This window comes from Symbiobacterium terraclitae, assembly GCF_017874315.1.
GTDB lineage: Bacteria > Bacillota > Sulfobacillia > Symbiobacteriales > Symbiobacteriaceae > Symbiobacterium > Symbiobacterium terraclitae.
The window spans coordinates 47,299-64,988 of sequence record NZ_JAGGLG010000022.1 but is presented as its reverse complement, the minus strand read 5'-3'; the positions used below and the strand labels follow the sequence as shown (position 1 = coordinate 64,988).

Genomic DNA, 17,690 nt, shown 5'->3' with positions numbered 1-17,690 from the left:
CTGGGCAGCCCTTGCCTTTGGCTAACGGGCTGGTGCCACCTCGCCCGTATTGGACTTTCACCAACAAGTCAGCGCCCATGCTGGGCGCACCGCGAAAACCCCGTGCCATGCGGCACGGGGCGTGCGATCGCGCTGCGGAAACGAACGCTACTCCTCCGCCTTCTCCGCGTCCAACCACCGCCGGACGAGGAGGAAGCCCAGCAGCAGGCAGAAGAAACCGGCGGCCAGCAGGGTGTTGATCAGCGGGGCCGCGTTCTCTGCCGGAATGGCAATGGTCTGGTTCGTAGTGCCCACCATGTAGTAGCCCGCCACGCAGAGCAGGATGGTGCCCAGCGGCACCCAGAGTGCGTGGATGCCGTCGCCCCTGGAAGTCATCAGCCAGACGGGCAGGGCCAGCAGCGCCGCCGCGCTGGGGATCACCGTCGCCCAGAACAGCGGCATCTGCCAGATCTGCGCCGTCACGTTGCCGTAGTGGGCCGCCAGGGCGTAGCCCAGCACGCCCACCATGCAGAAGGCCATGAAGTACGGGGTGATGCGCCGCCGTACGTCAGCCATCGCCAGGAAGCCCCCGGCCAGGAGCACGGCGGCCAGCAGCGTCATCGTGCCGACGAAGGGGTCGAGGGCCAGCTCGGCCTTGCGACCCACCAGGAAGACCACCACGGTGGCAACCATCGAGCCGCCCAGGAAGGCACCGTGGTGCAGCCTGATGTACCGGCCGCAGGCGTGGTGAAGCACCCAGAGGAACAGCAGGAAGCCGAAGGCCATGGCCATGCTGTCCATGTACTGCAGGAAACCGCCGCCTCCACCGCCCATTACCGGCGCCCTCCTTCCGTCGCCAACTCCGGCCGCCGCGCCACCGTGCGCCGGCGCACCCAATCCACCAGCACCTGGTCCACGGGCCTGCCCAGCCACACGGAGAGCAGCAGGCCGGCACCGATCAGCATCAGCGTGCCGCCCAGGGCCAGCAGGGGCTTCAGCATGATCAGCGCGTAGTTGACCCCGTCGATCACGTGGCTGGCCCCCACGCCCCAGGGGGAGAGCGCCGTGAAGAGTCCGGCCACCATCAGGGCCACGCCGCCCGGGGTGCTGTACGATCCCGTCCTGCCCAGGGGCCGTCTCCAGTCCACCCGCCTGCGGATGGTGGGAACCTGGGTCACCAGCATGTAGAGGAAGGTGACGACGGTGATGTAAAACCGGACGTTCGTCGGCGCGGTGCCGCCCCGGATCATCAGGGCGTACTGCATCCGGATGTAGGTGATGACCAGGCTGAAGGCCATGAGGCCGATGGCGGTCCAGACCGCCCAGCGCTCGCCGCGGAACATGGCGTACGTCAGGATGACGAAGACGAAGCCGAGGATCATCACGGCGATGGTGATGGGCTGGTAGATGTGGTGGTACGGGATGTAGGGCACGGCCGGCCTGTAGTCGGGCCCGCCGAACGAGACGCAGACCGCGCCGATGCCGCCGATGATGTGGAAGACGGTGACCAGGGTCATGAGCAGCACCGCTGCGCCGCGCACCAGAGGCGTCGGGTCTTTCGTCATGATCTGACCTCCCTGCGCTGTCGTTCTCACCTGGCAGTCCCAGGTCACCTCACGCGTACCAGAGCGCAGCGGCCAATTCATTGACCTGGGTCAGAAATGCGTCAAATATGGATACTTCTTCAGGCCGTCTTTCCGGCAAACGAACCAAATGACCCAGGCCGTATCCCCCAAAGTAGTAACATCAGCGAAATATCCAAAAACGAATACTTCGATGGATGGCGCCGCCGGGGCGGATGGTTCATGGTGAAATGAAGGGGTGATGCCATGTCCAGCGCAGCCGAGCGAATCCGCTGTGAGGACTGCCCGGTGCGGCGGCGGGGCGCGCCGTACTGCTGGCGCGACATGCGGGAGCAGCTGATGCTCCTCCGCCCGCACGCCTCCCGCCGGGAGCTGGCCCGCGGCGAGGTCCTCTTCCGCCAGGGCGAGCCGGTGATCGGCTGGTGGCTGGTGGGCCGCGGCCAGGTGCTCGAGTACGCGGTGGACGCCGCCGGGCGGGAGCAGATCATCCGCATGGCGCCGGCCGGCTCGCCCGTGGGGCTGGCCGGCCTCCGCATGTCGCCCTCCTACTGCATCAGCGCCCGCGCCGGCCGCCAGGGGGCAGAGGTCTGGTTCATCGACCGGGACGCCGGCTGGCGGACGATCCGGGAGAACCCGGAACTGGCCTGTGCCCTGCTGGTAGGATTCGCCGAGGAGCTGCACCTCGGCTACCTGCGGCTGCAGAACATCTCCACGCTGCCCGCCCGGGCCGTAGTGGCCTCCACCCTGCTCTCCACCACGGAGTGCCGGGACGGCCGCTCCTCCGTCTCCCTCACCCGGGGCGAGATCGCCTCGATGTGCGGGCTGGCGGTGGAGACGGTGGTGCGCGTGCTGGGCGAGATGCGGGCCCAGGGGCTCATTGAGGACAGCGGCTACGGCCACATCGAGCTGCTCGATCCCTGCCGGCTGCACCGGATCTCCCTGGCCCTGGATGAGCGTTCGTCCACTTCCATTTGATTGACCCAGGTCAATGTCCGGCCGGACGCCGGGTGCTATGGTGGGGGTGACAGGGAAACCGCCGGGAGGGAGGCACCATGCGCACACGACTGCACTACCTGTTCCGGTCCACACGCGGCCTGTGCCTGCTGGCCATCGGCCTCGTCGCCCTCGTCACCGCCGTCTTCGCCACGCTCTCGGGCCCGATGGCCGAGTGGGGCGTGCGGGACTTCGTGGCGGACCTGCTGGGCATGCAGCTGGGTCCCGTGCAGCGGGAGGGCCGCATCATCAGCCTCTACCACTCCATCGCCTTCGCGGTCGTCGCGGTGCTCGTCTACCTGATCACCGACGCCGTACCGATGCGGGAGGGGCAGCGGGAGAGCATCAACGCCGTGACCACGGCCGGCTACCTGCTGGCCATGTTCTCCGGCCTCGTCTTCGGCTACTTCGGGCAGAACTGGGTCTTCCACGGGCTCTTCCTGGTAGGCCAGTCCCTGCTGTTTTACGCCGGCGTCCTGCTGACCGTCGCCCTCTGGCCCTTCGGGACCGACCACCGGCAGCTAGATCCCGCCTACGCCCGCACGCGCGGGGGCGTGGACCTGGAGCGGGCCGCCTTCTTCACGATGGCGCTCTGCACGCTGATCTCGGCCATCTTCGGTGCGGTACCCGGCGCGTTCTTCGGCAACGGGTTCGCCTCGTTCCTGGCCGAGGACGTGGTGCGCGAGCCGGTGAAGACCGGGCTGCAGAAGTCGGTGATCGGCCACCTGCACATCATGCTGACGCTCATCGCCGTGGCCACCGCCCTGCTGGTCGGCAGGTGGCTGGACTTCAGGGGCATCTGGCACAGGCTGGCCATGCCCCTCATGATCTTCGGGACCGTCGTCACCAGCCTGGGCGCCTGGGCCGTGGTGGTGACGCCGGCCGCCCACACCATCATCTACGCGGGCTCCGTCCTCATCCTGCTGGCCGGGCTGTTCCTGGTGATCTACGGCTGGGGGAAGATCATGCGCGACCGGCTGGCCGAGCAGGGGATCGCGCGCGCCACACTCGTGCAGAAGCTGAAGGCCCTCCTGCACGACCCGCTCCGCTTCGGGGCGCTGTGGCAGATGGTCTTCATGAACTTCTGCGTCACCTTCGTCGGCATTTTCATGGCGGTGAAGCTGGACGAGCTGATCCGCGTGCTGCCTCACCGGGAGGAGCGCATCACCCTCACGGGCCACTGGCACATCCTCGCGGCGCTCACCGCCACCATCATCCTCTTCTACTTCGCCGACATGATGGGGCTCAGGGGCAGGGCGCGCCGCTGGTTCGGCTGGATCATGATCGCCGGCTCGGACGTGGCCTTCGCCGGCGCCACGATCTTCAGCATGAAGCGACTCGTGGTCAGCGAGTACCACCAGCAGGGGCTGGTCAACACCACCATGCTGGCGATGGACTTCGGCCTCGGGGCGATGCTGGTGCTCCTGGCGCTGTTCTTGCTCTGGCACCTGGTCGACCTGCTGCGGCCCGACGGCCGCTGGCGCAGGGGGACGACCGCCCTGGTCGCCGTGCTGGCCGCCTCCTCGCTGCTGGCCGGATGCGGGTCCGCGCCCACGGCGCCGCCCGGGCTCGCGAGCTTCACTGAGGCGGGCGCCGACCCGGACGCCTGGGCCCGCGTCCCCGCCGGCCCCTTCCCCATGGGTCGGGACGGGGAGGAGACGATGGTGGGGGACTTCGAGATCATGGTCACGCCCGTGACCAACGCCCAGTTCGCCGACTGGCTGGAGCGGGGGCTGGCCGGGGGCGCGCTGCGGCGTGAGGGCGACCGGATCCTCGGCCCCTACCCCGGCGACCCCTTCCACGGCGCCAAGCACGAGAAGGAGTACCCGCCCGGCGACTACCCGCACTACGTCCTGGGCGACCCGGCTGACCGCATTGTCGCCGACGGCGACGGCTTCGCCGTGGTGTCGGGCTACGAGAACCATCCGGTCACGATGGTCACCTGGTTCGGCGCGCGGGCCTACTGCGAGTCCGTGGGCGGCAGGCTGCCCACCGAGGCCGAGTGGGAGAAGGCCGCCAAGGGCACGACGGAGCGGGCCTACCCCTGGGGCGACGAGATCACGCCCCGGCACGCCAACTACTACCACAGCCGGGATCCCTTCGAGACGGCGGAGGGGTACAGCGACACCACGCCCGTCGGCTTCTACAACGGAGAGCGCCACGGCGACTTCCAGACCGTGGACGCCGCCAGCCCCTACGGGGTGTATGACATGGCGGGCAACGTGGCCGAGTGGACGGCCGACGACTACCCGATGACGCACTACCGCTACCTGCGGGGCGGCAGCAAGTCCAGCTACGCCTACGACCTGCGCACCTGGAGCCGTAACAGCGCCGAACCGGAGCACGCCAGCCCCAGCGTGGGCTTCCGGTGCGTCCGGTGACGGCCGCACACGTCGGCGACACCAACGCCGGTCCGCGCCACGCCGGCTCCAACGTGGGCTTCCGCTTCGGCCGGTACGCGCAGTGACCGGGACATGCCTGGGAGGGAACCGCGATGCAGCTCATGCGCGACCTCTGGTCCCTCATCAAGAGCAAACAGACGGCGCTCCTCCTGTTCACGGGTGTCGCGGGGTACGCCAGCGTGGCCCAACCCGCCCGCGGCAACTGGGCGCCGCTGACCGGGGCGCTGCTCGCGTCCATCTGCGGCGCCACCGTGCTGAACATGGTCTACGACCGGGACATCGACCGGAAGATGTCCCGCACGGCGAACCGCCCCCTGGCGGCGGGACGCCTCTCGCCGGCCGCGGTGCTGGCGCTGGGTGCCATCCTGAGCGGGACCGGCCTCGCCTGGGCCTTCGCGACAGCCCCGCTCTTCGGCCTGGTGGTGCTGGCCGGCTGGTTCCTGGACGCCGTGGTCTACACGGTCTGGCTCAAGCGCCGCACGCCGTGGTCGGTGCTGTGGGGCGGCATCTCGGGAGGCATGCCGGCCCTGGCGGGCCGGACCCTCGCCCTCGGGCGCGTCGACCTGGTGGGCCTGCTGCTCGCCCTCGCCGTGCTGCTCTGGATCCCGACCCACATCATGACCTTCAGCATCAAATACGCGGCGGACTACGCCGAGGCCGGGGTTCCGGTCTTTCCCAACACCCACGGGACGGGCTTTACCCAGCGGGTGATCAGCGGGTCGACGCTGCTGGCGGCCCTGACCATGCTGGCCGCCACCTGGCTGCTGGCGCTGCCCTGGGGGGTAATCGGGGTGGCGGCCTGCCTCGGGGCCGTGCTGGTCGGACTGGCGGCCAACGCCCTGATCCGCCCGTCGGTGGCCGTGAACTTCCAGCTGTTCAAGTTTGCCTCGGTCTACATGGTGGCGGCCATGGGGCTGATTGCGTTCACGTAGGCGGGATGCGTGCGTCCTCGGGCGCCCGGTGGGAGCACCGGGCGCCCGATCTGCTCTTGGACGGAGCGGGTGGGCGCCGCACCGGGGTGCGGCACCTGACTCCCGGCGCGCCCGCGGGCGGGCGCAAACCGGTCGGGCCGGGCCCTGCCTGCGGCACAGGTCAAGACCCTCATGCAACGGGGGCACCGCTGCGCCGGCAGCGAATTCCCTGTTCGCTGTCCGTATTTCCGCCAGTGCGCAAGCAGGATGATGTTGGAACTGGAGCGAACATTTACGACCATATTGTCTTCATAACACCATAACATCTAGAGGTGAACCATTCATGCCTCGACTTAAGGCCCTGGCGGTCCTGCTCTCGCTCTTCCTCCTCACCGGACTCGTCCCGGCCAAGGCCGATGCCGCCAACGTCTGGCAGACCCTCGCGAAAGCGCAGGCGGCGGAAGCGGAAGGGAACCTGAAAGAAGCAGCAGATCTCTACCTCGAAGCAGCCATGCACTTCGTCTCCGAGGCCGAGCAGAAAGGTGACGGCGGCGCCCGCATCAACGCCGCCCTCATGTACGGCCACGCCGGGCGGCTGACTGCGCAACTGGGCGACCTGGACACCGCGTCCCAGTACTGGCAACAGGAGGCGGTCTACTGGATCCCCTCGGATGAGCAGTCCGCCATCGCCGCCAAGCGGAAGGCCGACTGGGTACGCAGCGAGGTGCGCCTCTTCGTCACTGCCCCCGCGGCTGCCGTCGGCAAGCGGCTCTACACAGGGGCCAAGCACGAGCCCGTGACCGGCGCATACCTGGGCATGTACGCCGAGCTGGACCGGAAGGTGCACAACCCGGAAACCGGAAAGCCCTTCTACACTGAGGGCGTACCGGCGCTCACCGGGCGGCAGCACCCGATCTTCATGCTCTACGGAAACTGGAGCCAGGGGCACGGCCCGGCCAGCTCTCACATCGAGGCCATCAAGGCCGTGGGCGGGGCGCTGCAGTGGGCGTTCCAGCCTGACCTGGGGCTGAAGGCCGTGGTGGACGGGCCGGTTCTCCGCAGGATCGCCCGGGAGCTCGGTGAGGCGGAAATCCCCATCTTCCTCCGCTTCGGCGGCGAGATGAACGGCGAGTGGGTCCCCTGGACCGGCGACCCCGAGCTGTATAAGGAGAAGTTCCGGCTCGTGGCGCGGGTGATGCGGGAAGAGGCGCCCAACGTCGCCATGGTCTGGGCCCCCAGCTGGTTCCCGCCCAACACGATGGACCTCTATTACCCGGGCGATGCGTACGTGGACTGGGTGGGAATCTCGTCCTATGCCGTCCACGACGACAGCCTCGACCCGGTCGCCGAGGGCGGGAAGGCCCGCGACTCCCGGCCGCTGCACGACACCTTCGCCGAGATCTACGAGCGCTACGCCGACCGCAAGCCCATCATGCTGGTCGAGGGGGCCGTGGGCTACTACGACCACTCCGTCAACCAGAGCCGGGAGCCCTGGGCCCTGACGAACATCCAGCGGTTCTACGCCGCCATGCCCCGGATCTACCCGCGGGTGAAGGCCCTGGTCTGGTTCAGCAGCGACACCAAGAACTCGGTCCAGGACAAGGGCATCATGAAGCAGAACTACCTGCTCTCGGGCAACGAGCGGGTGCTGAAGACCTACCAGGCGGCCATCGCCGACACGTACTACCTCTCCGAGCTGGGGGCCGCCGCGGACCGGGTCTACCTGGACGCCGTGGAGTCGGGGGTGCCGGCGGCGAAGGTGGAGCTGAGCAGCTACGTGCGGGCGTATGATCCCTTCATCAGCCGGGTCGAGTACGCGATCAACGGACAGCCCGCCGGCAGCAGCACCACGGGCGATCCCTGGGCCGTGACCGCAGACTTCAGCCCCTACGCCGGCGAGACCGTGCAGGTCACCGTGCGGGCCTACGACAGCCTGGGGCGGAAGTCGGTGGAGCGGACCCTGCCGGTGCGGGTGGCCGCCGCCACGGTCACCGTGGACGGCATGCCCGTGGCCTTCGACTACCAGCCCGCCCTGTTGGAAGGGACGCTGACCGTCCCCCTCGAGCAGGTGGCCGCGGCGACCGGCACCGAGGTCGTCCAGGCCGGCGACCGGGTCGCCCTCAGGCGGGGGGACCGCCAGGTCTCCCTCACCATCGGGTCGCGCACCGCCACGGCCGGCTGGCAGAGCGTGGAGCTGCCTGCTGCGCCGACGAAGGTCGACGACCGGGTGCTGGTGCCCCTTCGGGTCTTCGAGAGCCTGGGCCTGAGGGTGGAGTGGAACGGTGCGACCCGCACGGCCAGTGTGAAGTAGGGACGAGCACATGCGAAAGGGGCTGACCCCAGGTCATCTGGGACGTCAGCCCCTCTTGTTGACGTGGACGTCGGGAAGGAGCAGTCCCTGCTCATGGCCCGCAGTGGCCTCCCTCAGGCCCAAGGGTGGCACCTCAGCCCCTCCCCTGCCACCGTCCAGGTGGCCGGAAGATGCCCAGAGAAGTGCTCGGCATGCTCCTCGGGGTAGTCGCTGCCGTCGATGCTCACGTCCACGAGGTCATCGACATACCCCCCGGAGTAGCCGTCACTGCCAGCACCCGCCCCCAACGGTAAGGAAATGAGCCACCCGCTTCGGCTGCGTGGCTCATTTCCTTGCCGTTCATGTTTGAACGACTGTCCGCCAGGCACCTCGGCCCCTCCCCTGCCACCGTCCAGGTGGTCAGAAGGTGCCCAGAGAAGTGCTCGGCATGCCCCTCGGGGTAGTCGCTGCCGGCGATGCTCACGTCCACAGGGTGATCGACATACCCCCCGGAGTAGCCGTCACTGCCGTCACCCGCCCCCAACGGTAAGGAAATGAGCCACCCCCTTCGGCTGCGTGGCTCATTTCCTTGCCGTTTGCGTTTGAAGGACTGTGCGCCTGGCTGCATCAGCCCCGCTCCGGCCACCGTCCGGTGGCCGGAGCGAACCACCACGTTCTCGCCTCGATCATCCACGTCCGATGCACATAGTCTAGATTCCTGCCGAGAATGAATAGAATTCCCTCCAGGCACAGGGTGCCCACACACAGGAGGGAGGGGTGGGTCATGCGTCAGCAACAGCGGCCGCCGCGGATCGCCAGGCGCACGCTCCTGAAGGCGGTCGGCACGGCGGCGGCGGCGTCCGGCCTGCTGGGCGGGGTGCGGATCCGGCGCCGGGGCCGGCTGTCGGGGCAGGCGCTGGCGGCGGAGCTGCCGCCTGCGGCCCGAGGGTACCGCCCGGCGGTGATGCAGGCCGTCACGCTCACCGTCAACGGGCAGCAGTACACGGTGGAGGTCGACACCCGCGATACCCTCGCCAACCTGCTCCGGGAGCGGCTTCACCTCACCGGCACGCACGTGACGTGCGACCGGGGCGAGTGCGGCGCCTGCACCGTGGTGGTGGACGGCCGGGCCGTCTACAGCTGCTCCGTGCTGGCGGTGCAGATGCAGGGCAAGGAGGTCCTCACCGTCGAGGGGCTGGCGAAGGGGGATCAGCTGGACCCGATCCAGCAGGCGTTCATCGAGTGCGACGGCTTCCAGTGCGGCTACTGCACGGCCGGCCAGATCATGTCCATCAAGGCGTGTCTGATGCGGCAGCCCGACCCCACGGAGGCGGACATCCGGAACGCGGTGGCGGGCAACATCTGCCGCTGCGGCGCCTACCCGGGCATCATCGCGGCCGGACTGCAGGCGGCGAAGGCGCAGCGCCAGGGGGGGTGAGCCGATGCCGTTCGTCAAGACCCGCGTGGAGATCGAGGGGCACGTCAGCGAGATCATCGTCGAGGTGCCCGAGAACGAAGTAGAGCCATGGCGGCCTGACGAGAAGCTGCGCATCGTCGGCCAGCGCATCCCCCGCATCGAGGGAGTCGCCAGGGTGACGGGCAAGGCCGTCTACACCACCGACGTGCAGCTGCCCGGCATGCTCTGGTGCAAGATCCTCCGCTCCCCCTACCCCCACGCCGAGATCGTGGAGATCGACACCACGGAGGCCGAGAAGATCCCCGGCGTGGTGGCCGTCATCCACCACGGCAACACCGACCCGATCACCGTGTCCGGCCAGGGGCTGGTCTTCAACCCGGTCCTGCGGTACGTGGGTGCCGAGGTGGCGGCCGTGGCGGCGGTCAGCGAGCACGTGGCCCGCGACGCCGTCGCTGCGATCCGGGTGACCTACAAGCCGCTCCCCTTCGTCCTGGACCCCGAGAAGGCCCTGGAGCCCGACGCCCCGCAGGTCCACCCCGACGGCAAGGTGCTGGGCGGCGGGCCGCGCATCATCGAGCGGGGCGACGTCGCCCAGGGGGAGCGGGAGGCCGACGTCGTCGTCGAGGAGACCTTCCGCATGCCGGCCGTCCACCACTGCTGCATGGAGCCCCACGGCTGCGTGGCCGTGTGGGATACCGACGACACGCTCACGATGTACGACTCCACCCAGTCGGTGACCAACGTCCAGTCCGGCCTCGCCGGCGCCTTCGGCCTGCCCCGCTCCAAGGTGCGGGTGCTCCGGGAGTACATGGGCGGCGGCTTCGGCTCCAAGACCGGTCTGGAGAAGTACCACGTGATCACCGCGCTGCTGGCCCGCAAGACCCGCCAGCCGGTGAAGCTCACCCTCGAGCGGTGGGAGGAGATCGTCACCACCGGGCACCGGCCTTACACCGTGCAGAAGATCCGGGCGGGCTGCAAGCGGGACGGCACGCTGACCTTCATCGACCTGAAGGCCTACGTCAGCGCCGGCGCAGAGGGCGGCCGCTTCGCCCTGAACTCGGGCATCCCCGCCCGCGAGATGTACCTCTGCCCCAACGTGCGCACCGAGGAGTACGCCGTCTACACCAACCACATGACCAACACCGCCATGCGCGGCCCGGGCAACAAGGAGGGCATGGCGCCGCTGGAGGCGGTGATGGACCGGCTGGCCTACGCCATCGGCATGGACCCCATCGAGTTCCGCAAGAAGAACGACACGCCCTGGGGCGACCAGGTGGCGAAGGTCCCGTACTCCAGCAAGGGGCTGAGCCAGGCCTACGACCTGGGCGCCAAGGCCATCGGCTGGGCCGAGAAGCGGCGGAAGGTCCCCGGTTCGGACCCCGGACCCGTCAAGCGGGGCATCGGCGTGGGCTCGCTCATCTGGGGCGCCGGCGGCGGGCCGCCCTCGGCGGCCAACGTGATCATCAACACCGACGGCTCCATCATCCTGCAGTCGGCCTTCAACGACATCGGCGAGGGCGCCACCACCGCCATGGCGATGGTCTGCGCCGAGGAGCTGCACGTACCGCTCTCGCTCATCCAGGTACGCAACGGCGACACCGCCCTGGGCGTGTTCGACAACGGCACCTTCGGCAGCCGGCTCACCCCCTCCCTCACCCCCGCCATCCGCAACGCCGCGGCCGACGCCCGCCGGCAGGTACTCCAGGCGGTCAGCGAGCTGATGGACCGCGACGTGAACGACCTCTACATGGAGGAGGGCGTGATCCGGTCCCGCACCGACCCCAGCTTCGCCGAGCCGCTGGCCAACGTCGCCAGACGGTTCACCCACGCCGTGGTCGGCGGGGGCTTCCGCGGCCCCAACCCCAGCGACTACCGGGTGACGGCCTTCGGGGCCCAGTTCGCCGAGGTGGAGGTGGACACCCGCACCGGGCAGGTTCGCGTACTGAAGCTGGTGGCGGCCCACGACTGCGGCCGGGCGATCAACCCGTTCCTGGTGGAGGGGCAGATCCACGGCGGCCTGGCCCTGGGCCGGGGCTACGCCATGAGCGAGGAGCGGGTGATCGACCCCAACACCGGTGTGGTGGTCACCTGCAACTACACCGATTACAAGCTGCCCACGGCCATTGACATGCCCGAGCAGGTGCCCATCATCGTGCCGCAGATCGACGAGCACTCCAACAACACCAACACCAAGGGCATGGCGGAGCCGCCGGGCATCCCCACCGCCGCCGCGATCGTCAACGCCATCTACAACGCCACGGGCGTGGTGGTGACCGAGCTGCCGCTCACCGCAGCGCGCGTGCTTCGTGCCCTGCGGGCGGCCGGAAAGTGAGGTGGCGCAGGTGAAGAGCTTCAGCTATGTGGCCGCCGGGTCGGTCGGCCAGGCCGTGGGGGCGCTCCAGCGGGCAGGCGACCAGGGGGTACCCGTCGGCGGCGGCACCGACCTGGTCGGGCTGATGAAGAACCGGGTGGTCACGCCGGAGCTGGTCGTGGACCTGAAGACGGTGGACCGCCTGGCCTACATCGAGGAGACGCCCGAGGGCGGGCTGCGCATCGGCGCCGCCACCACCGTCGCAGACGTCCAGTACCACGCCGGGATCCGGGAGCGCTACCCGCTGCTCCACGAGGCGGCCAGCCGGGTGGCCTCCCAGCAGATCCGGAACCAGGGCACCGTGGGCGGCAACCTCTGCCAGCGCCCCCGCTGCTGGTACTACCGCAACACCCTCACCCCGTGCCTGCGCCGGGACGGCACCTACTGCTCGGCGGTGCTGGGCGACAACCGCTACCACGCCATCCTCGGCGGGGCGGGCTGCTTCATCGTCCACCCCTCCGACCTGGCGCCGGCGCTCATCGCCCTGGACGCCGAGGTCATCATCGAGGGCCCGGAGGGCACGAAGCGGATGCCGCTGGAGAAGTTCTTCGTGCTGCCCCGGCAGGATCTGCACCGCGAGAACGTGCTGAAGCCGGGCGAGATCCTGACCGAGGTCCGGGTCCCGCCGCCGATGGCCGGCGGACGGCAGGCCTGGCTGAAGTTCCGCACCCGCGAGGTCTGGGACTTCGCCATCCTGTCGGTGGCCTGCCAGCTGCAGGTGGTGGGCACGGCCATACGGGACATCCGGCTGGTGCTGGGGGCGGTCGCCCCCGCCCCGTGGCGCTGCCACACGGCGGAGGGCCTCCTGCGCGGCGCGCAGCTCACGCCGGACGCGGTGGACGCCGCCATCCGCGCCGAGCTGGCCAGGGCGCGGCCCATGACCCACAACGCCTACAAGGTCGATCTGGCGGCCGAGCTGATGCGCCGGGCGATCCTCGGCGACTGACGGAAAGGAGGAGCCGACATGACCGTGCAGCAGGAGGGCCGGCGCGCGTTCCTGACCGCGGCGGCGGCCACCGCCGGCTCCCTCTTCGCGCTCCTGGGCGCCGCGAAGGTGGCGGCGGTAGCCGAGACCGAACTGCCGCCCCTGTCCGAGGGGGTCATCTTCCCCGATCCCTCCCTGTGCGTGGGCTGCGGCGCCTGCGAGGTCGCCTGCGGCCAGGTGCACCGGGAGGCGGGCCTCTCGGGGGTTCCGCGCATCCACGTCTTCGCCCCGCCCGGGGCACCGGTGGGCATCGTCATCGCCACCGGCGCGCAGATGGGGAACGCCGGCTACCTGCCCTCGCCCTGCAAGCAGTGCCCCGACCCCGAGTGCTTCGTGGTCTGCCCGGCCGACGCCCTCCGCATCGACGGCAGGGTCGGGGCCCGGTTCATCGACGAGTCGGTCTGCGTCGCCTGCGGCAAGTGCGAAGCCTCCTGCCCCTTCCCGGCGGAGGGGGTGCTGGCCGTCTCCGGCGAGGCCCACGCCGGCACCCGGATCTTCTACGACCCCGACCTGCACGTCTACACCAAGTGCGACATGTGCCACTGGCGCCCCGAGGGCCCGGCCTGCGTCGGCGCCTGCCCGGTCAACCACGCCATCCAGCTGGGGATCATCGAGAGCGACCACCTCTGCCTGGACATCCGGCGCTCCGACGAGGTCACCTACCGGCAGATCCTCTAGGGGAGGTGTGCGGGATGAGAAGACTGACAGGCCGACTGCACGGGGCGGGCGGGACCAGCCGGGACGCCGTCCGGGCCATCGTGCCAGCCGCCACCCTGTTCCTGTTGCTGGTCGCCGGGCGATCGGGCGCCGCCGCGGCCGAGCCGTGGGCACCGCAGAGCACCCTGTTCCAGCTCAACTTCCGCTGGGCGTCCATCACGCTCCTGGTCACGGCGGCCGGCATCGCCCTGGGGCTCTTCGGCGGCGCCTTCTACCGCCGCCGGCAGCGCGGCATCCGGCCGGGCAGCGCAGAGGTGGAGCGCCACTCCCCGGGCCACCGGCTCAGCCACTGGCTGAACGCCCTGGGCTTCCTGCTGGCGATGGGCTCCGGCGCCCTGCTCATCGTCTCGTGGCTGCCCAACCCCTTCGCCCTTCCCCTCCTCTACACGCTGCACTACGTCGGCGCCGCCTTCATCCTGCTGGGCCTGGGCGGCACGGCCGTGCACGCCCTGACCACCGGCGTCTCCAGCCGCCACCGTCTGCTGCCCGACCGCGAGACCCTGCGCGACGCGGGCATCGAGCTGCTGGCCTACGCCGGGCTGGTGGGCGACCGCGGGATCCTCGGGTTCCCGGGCCTGCAGTGGCCTGCCGGATGGCGGCGGGGCATGGAGCGGGCGGTGGGCTTCCAGGGCTTCCCGGCCGAAGGCAAGTACCTGGCCACGCAGCGGCTCCTCTCCTACCCCCTCTGGGTCCTGGTGTCCCTGGCGGTGGTGGCCACCGGCCTGCTGAAGGCCGTGCGCTACGCCTACCCGCTCCCGGGGGGCGTGATCCTCTGGGCCACGCGCATCCACGACTGGGCCTTCGTGGGCACCATCGTCATGCTCTTCGTTCACGTGGCCGCGGTGGTGCTGGTGCGCACCAACTGGCCGCTGCTGCGCTCGATGTTCACGGGAAGGGTGAGCCTCGCCTACGTGCAGGCGGTCCACGGGCGGTGGTACCAGGAGCTCCTGCGGGAGTCGGCCGGCAGCTGGGCCGGCCCCACGGCCGAGCCCCACCCGTCGCCCGAGCCCAGCCCCGGCGGCGGGGGGACGCCGCAGTGAGCGAGCGCGACCGGCTCCGGGCCCTGTCGGAAGCCGGGCGGACGGCCGCCGCCGGGGTCCGGGCCCTCCTGACCGGGTTCGACGTGGTGATCGATCCGAACGGAGGGGACAGCGGCCCCGAGCGGGCCGCGGCGCGACCGCCGGCGACCGGGCCAGCCGCCGCCGGGCTCCCGGGCGTCGGCTCTGCCATCGGGCGGCGGGCCCTGGCGGCTGCGGCGCACCGCCCGGGGCTGGCCGAGCGACTGTCCCCGGGGGCAGCGCTACCCACACGCATGGCTCAGGAACGGCCGGAGACGGATCCGGCCCTGGCAGAGCGGGGCGCGGCCGCTGAGCTACCCGCCCGTCCGCCCCCCTCCGTCGCATGCTACCCCTGCGAGGGAACCGCCGCGCTGTGCCGGGCACTCGGGCTGACCGGCGAGATGCTGCCCGCCCACGGGGACCTGGAGGGCCCGGCCACCTCCCGCGATCTCGCCTGGCTCCCCATCCTGGCGGGCTGGTCGCACTACCGCAGCCTGCCCGGCGGGCGCCTGCTGGCGGTGGGCGGCTACCGCCGGGCGGCCCTGGTGCGCTTTGACCACAGCGATGGCGGGGACGGGCATGACGCTCACCCCGCCGACCTGCACCCGCAGCCCGTCTGGGCGGCGCTGGGCAACGACGCCCTCGCCGCGCTCGCGCCCGTCTGCGGCAGGTTCCCCCTGTACCTGGAGGAGCCGGAACGCCTGCGGGCAGCCATCGCGGCCGGGCAGGTGAGGCAGGCCCTGCTGGGCGGCGCGGACCTGGCCTGGGCGGAGGGGCTGCCGGCCGCCCGTGTCGTCCGCACGCTCTCCGGCTCGGACGCCGGGCTGGACTGGGTGCCCGTCTGGGGGCTCTTCAGCCGCGGGGCGACGGTGACCTGGCCGGAGGGGGATGTGGAGGCCGACCCGCGGGTCGTGCTCGTGCCCCTCGAGACTGCGCCGGGCCTCATGGCCTGGCTGAACCGGGCGGTGACCGTCTGATGCACGAGCTGCCGGTCATGCACGAGCTGTCTTCGATGCCCGTGGCCGGGGCCGCGCCCATGGCGACCGCCGTGGTGCTGGCGGCCGGGGAGTCGCGCCGGATGGGCCAACCCAAGATGCTCCTGCCCTGGGGTGGGGCGACGGTGCTGGAGGCGGTGATCCGCACGCTCCTGGCCGCCCCGGTGAGCAAGGTCGCCGTCGTGCTGGGGCACAGGGCGGACGCGCACCGGGCTGCCCTTGGTTCGCTGGCTGATGCACCCCGGGTGATCGTGGTCGACAACCCCCGCTACCGGGAGGGAATGCTCACCTCGGTGCAGGCCGGGGTGGCGGCCCTGCTGCAGGCCGAGCGGGGCGCGGCACACGTCGGGGCATCAACCCCGGAGCAGCCCGCGGCTGCCCTCGGGCAGCCGGGGGAAACCCTGCCGCAGGCCGGGACGTCGTCACCGAACGCCGGGAAGGCGCCGCCGGAGCAGACCGGGACAGCCCTGCAGCAGGCCGGGACTTCCTCGCCGCCCTCCGGCGGGGTGCTCATCGCCCTTGGCGACCAGCCGCTGATCACCCCCGGGACGGTGGCCGGAATCCTGGCGGGGCACGGCGGGGGCATCACGGTGCCGACCTTCGCCGGGCGCCGGGGCCACCCGATCTGCGTGGACCGCAGCCTCCTGGGGCCGCTGCTGGCACTCCCAGCCGACGAGGGGCTGCGGGGCCTCTTCACCCGGTACCCCGAGGCGGTGGCCGAGGTGCCCGTGCCCACCGACGAGGTCCTGCTGGATGTGGACACGCCCGACGCCTACCGGCGGGCGCTGGCCTTCCTGTCGCATCGGAAGAGGGGAGCGTGAGCGCCATGACCTACCTGGATCACCTGGCCCGAGAGGTAGCCGCCGGGCGGCCGGCCGCCGTCGCGAAGGTGGTGGGCTGGTCGCCGGCTCGCCAGCGGCGGCCGGACGCCGCGTCGCCGGCTCTCCTGGGCGCGGCCGTGCTGGTGGGAGACGGTGAGATCCTGCATGCTGACGCCGTGCTGCACTCCCCCCTCCCGGGCGGCGGGCCCGCCCTGGCGGCCCAGATGGCCCGACTGGCCGCCGAGATGCTCGAGCAGGGTGAGACGGGCTGCCGATGGCTCCGGCTGCCCGAGGGCGACGTGCGGGTGTACGTGGAGGCGCACCTGCCGCCGCCGGTGCTGCTGGTGGTGGGCGGCGGCCACGTGGGGCAGCAGGTGGCGGCGGCCGGCGCCCTGGCCGGCTTCGAGGTCTGGGTGCTGGACGACCGCCCGTCCTTCGCCTCCCCCTCCCGCTTCCCCATGGCCCGCAGGGTGATCTGCGGACCCCTCGTGGCCGAGCTGACCGCCCTGGCGCCGGGCCCCCGCCACCACGTGGTGCTCGTGACCCGCGGCCACGCCCACGACCGCGCCTGCCTCTCCGCCCTGGCCGGCGCCCCCGTGGCCTACATCGGGATGATCGGCAGCCGCACCCGGGTCCGGGCCGTGCGCGACGCCCTGCTGGCGGAAGGCGTGCCGGAGGCGTGGCTCGACAGGGTGCGGGCGCCCATCGGGCTGGACATCGGTGCGCGGACGCCCGGCGAGATCGCCATCGCCGTGATCGCGGAGGTGATCGCCTCCCGGAGGGGCGGCACGGGCGCCCCGCTCTCGACACTGGACAGGCCCCTGGTACACCTGAGCCGGAGGTGATGCCCGTGGAGGATCCGATCCTGCAGCTCCACGAGGCCCTGCAGGCGGGCGAGCGCGTGGCGCTGGCCACGGTGGTGCACACCCGCGGCCACTGCCCCCGGGAGGTGGGGGCGAAGATGCTCATCTGGCGGGACGGCCGCATCGCCGGCTCGGTCGGGGGAGGCTGCGGCGAGAACCGCATCCGCCTGGCGGCCCTCACCGCCCTGGACGAGGGGCGCCCCGTAGTCGAGCAGGTGGACCTGCTGGACGACCCCGCGCTGGACGAAGGGGCCGTCTGCGGCGGGGTGATGGAGGTGCTGATCGAGCCGTTCGGATCGTGACCG

General features: G+C 70.9%; 15 protein-coding genes. 13 read left to right on the top strand and 2 right to left on the bottom strand.

From position 1 onward, the window contains the following. Window positions 1-147: 147 nt before the first annotated feature. Together J2Z79_RS12525 and J2Z79_RS12520 are read right to left on the bottom strand one after the other, a co-directional pair. Window positions 148-813 carry a hypothetical protein gene (locus J2Z79_RS12525; RefSeq protein ID WP_209467235.1) on the bottom strand — a complete coding sequence of 222 codons (666 nt, stop codon included), beginning with the start codon at window positions 811-813 and terminating at the stop codon, window positions 148-150. Then, window positions 813-1,544 carry a hypothetical protein gene (locus J2Z79_RS12520; RefSeq protein WP_209467234.1) on the bottom strand — a complete coding sequence of 244 codons (732 nt, stop codon included), beginning with the start codon at window positions 1,542-1,544 and terminating at the stop codon, window positions 813-815. Before J2Z79_RS12520 ends, J2Z79_RS12525 begins: the two co-directional genes overlap by 1 nt. A 264-nt stretch (window positions 1,545-1,808) precedes the next feature. On the opposite strand from J2Z79_RS12520, the gene J2Z79_RS12515 reads away from it, so the two are divergent. From J2Z79_RS12515 to J2Z79_RS12455, 13 genes are all read left to right on the top strand, one after another. After that, window positions 1,809-2,537 carry a Crp/Fnr family transcriptional regulator gene (locus J2Z79_RS12515; protein ID WP_209467233.1) on the top strand — a complete coding sequence of 243 codons (729 nt, stop codon included), beginning with the start codon at window positions 1,809-1,811 and terminating at the stop codon, window positions 2,535-2,537. A gap of 77 nt (window positions 2,538-2,614) precedes the next feature. Then, the gene (locus tag J2Z79_RS12510; RefSeq protein WP_209467232.1) at window positions 2,615-4,936 is read left to right on the top strand and encodes an SUMF1/EgtB/PvdO family nonheme iron enzyme; all 2,322 of its coding nucleotides are present in this window, start codon (window positions 2,615-2,617) and stop codon (window positions 4,934-4,936) included. A 113-nt stretch (window positions 4,937-5,049) separates the two neighbouring features. Beyond that, complete coding sequence (cyoE, locus tag J2Z79_RS12505) at window positions 5,050-5,889, top strand: heme o synthase (RefSeq protein WP_209467231.1); 840 nt, start codon at window positions 5,050-5,052, stop codon at window positions 5,887-5,889. Between the two features lie 322 nt (window positions 5,890-6,211). Then, entirely contained in the window at window positions 6,212-8,179 is a 1,968-nt protein-coding gene (locus J2Z79_RS12500) for a stalk domain-containing protein (protein ID WP_209467230.1), read from the top strand. A 763-nt stretch (window positions 8,180-8,942) separates the two neighbouring features. Then, window positions 8,943-9,596, top strand: a complete 654-nt coding sequence (locus J2Z79_RS12495) for a (2Fe-2S)-binding protein (RefSeq protein ID WP_245302704.1) — start codon at window positions 8,943-8,945, stop codon at window positions 9,594-9,596. A 4-nt stretch (window positions 9,597-9,600) separates the two neighbouring features. Next, on the top strand, window positions 9,601-11,907 hold the full coding sequence (locus J2Z79_RS12490) for a xanthine dehydrogenase family protein molybdopterin-binding subunit (RefSeq protein ID WP_209467229.1): 2,307 nt from the start codon (window positions 9,601-9,603) through the stop codon (window positions 11,905-11,907). A gap of 10 nt (window positions 11,908-11,917) precedes the next feature. Then, window positions 11,918-12,892 (top strand): FAD binding domain-containing protein, encoded by a 975-nt coding sequence (locus J2Z79_RS19185; RefSeq protein ID WP_209467228.1) that lies wholly within the window; start codon window positions 11,918-11,920, stop codon window positions 12,890-12,892. An 18-nt stretch (window positions 12,893-12,910) separates the two neighbouring features. Beyond that, window positions 12,911-13,609, top strand: coding sequence for a 4Fe-4S dicluster domain-containing protein (locus tag J2Z79_RS12480; RefSeq protein ID WP_209467227.1), 699 nt, complete (start codon window positions 12,911-12,913; stop codon window positions 13,607-13,609). Between the two features lie 14 nt (window positions 13,610-13,623). Further along, a complete protein-coding gene (locus tag J2Z79_RS12475; protein ID WP_209467226.1) occupies window positions 13,624-14,688 on the top strand; it encodes a cytochrome b/b6 domain-containing protein in 1,065 nt (354 codons plus the stop codon). Then, the gene (locus tag J2Z79_RS12470) at window positions 14,685-15,683 is read left to right on the top strand and encodes a hypothetical protein (protein ID WP_209467225.1); all 999 of its coding nucleotides are present in this window, start codon (window positions 14,685-14,687) and stop codon (window positions 15,681-15,683) included. The genes J2Z79_RS12475 and J2Z79_RS12470 overlap by 4 nt, the downstream gene beginning before the upstream one ends. Then, window positions 15,683-16,522: a nucleotidyltransferase family protein gene (locus tag J2Z79_RS12465; RefSeq protein ID WP_209467224.1), complete on the top strand. Its 840-nt coding sequence runs from the start codon at window positions 15,683-15,685 to the stop codon at window positions 16,520-16,522. The genes J2Z79_RS12470 and J2Z79_RS12465 overlap by 1 nt, the downstream gene beginning before the upstream one ends. A 5-nt stretch (window positions 16,523-16,527) precedes the next feature. Then, window positions 16,528-17,367 carry an XdhC family protein gene (locus tag J2Z79_RS12460; RefSeq protein WP_245302709.1) on the top strand — a complete coding sequence of 280 codons (840 nt, stop codon included), beginning with the start codon at window positions 16,528-16,530 and terminating at the stop codon, window positions 17,365-17,367. Further along, window positions 17,367-17,687 carry an XdhC family protein gene (locus tag J2Z79_RS12455; protein WP_245302703.1) on the top strand — a complete coding sequence of 107 codons (321 nt, stop codon included), beginning with the start codon at window positions 17,367-17,369 and terminating at the stop codon, window positions 17,685-17,687. Before J2Z79_RS12460 ends, J2Z79_RS12455 begins: the two co-directional genes overlap by 1 nt. Window positions 17,688-17,690: the final 3 nt, after the last annotated feature.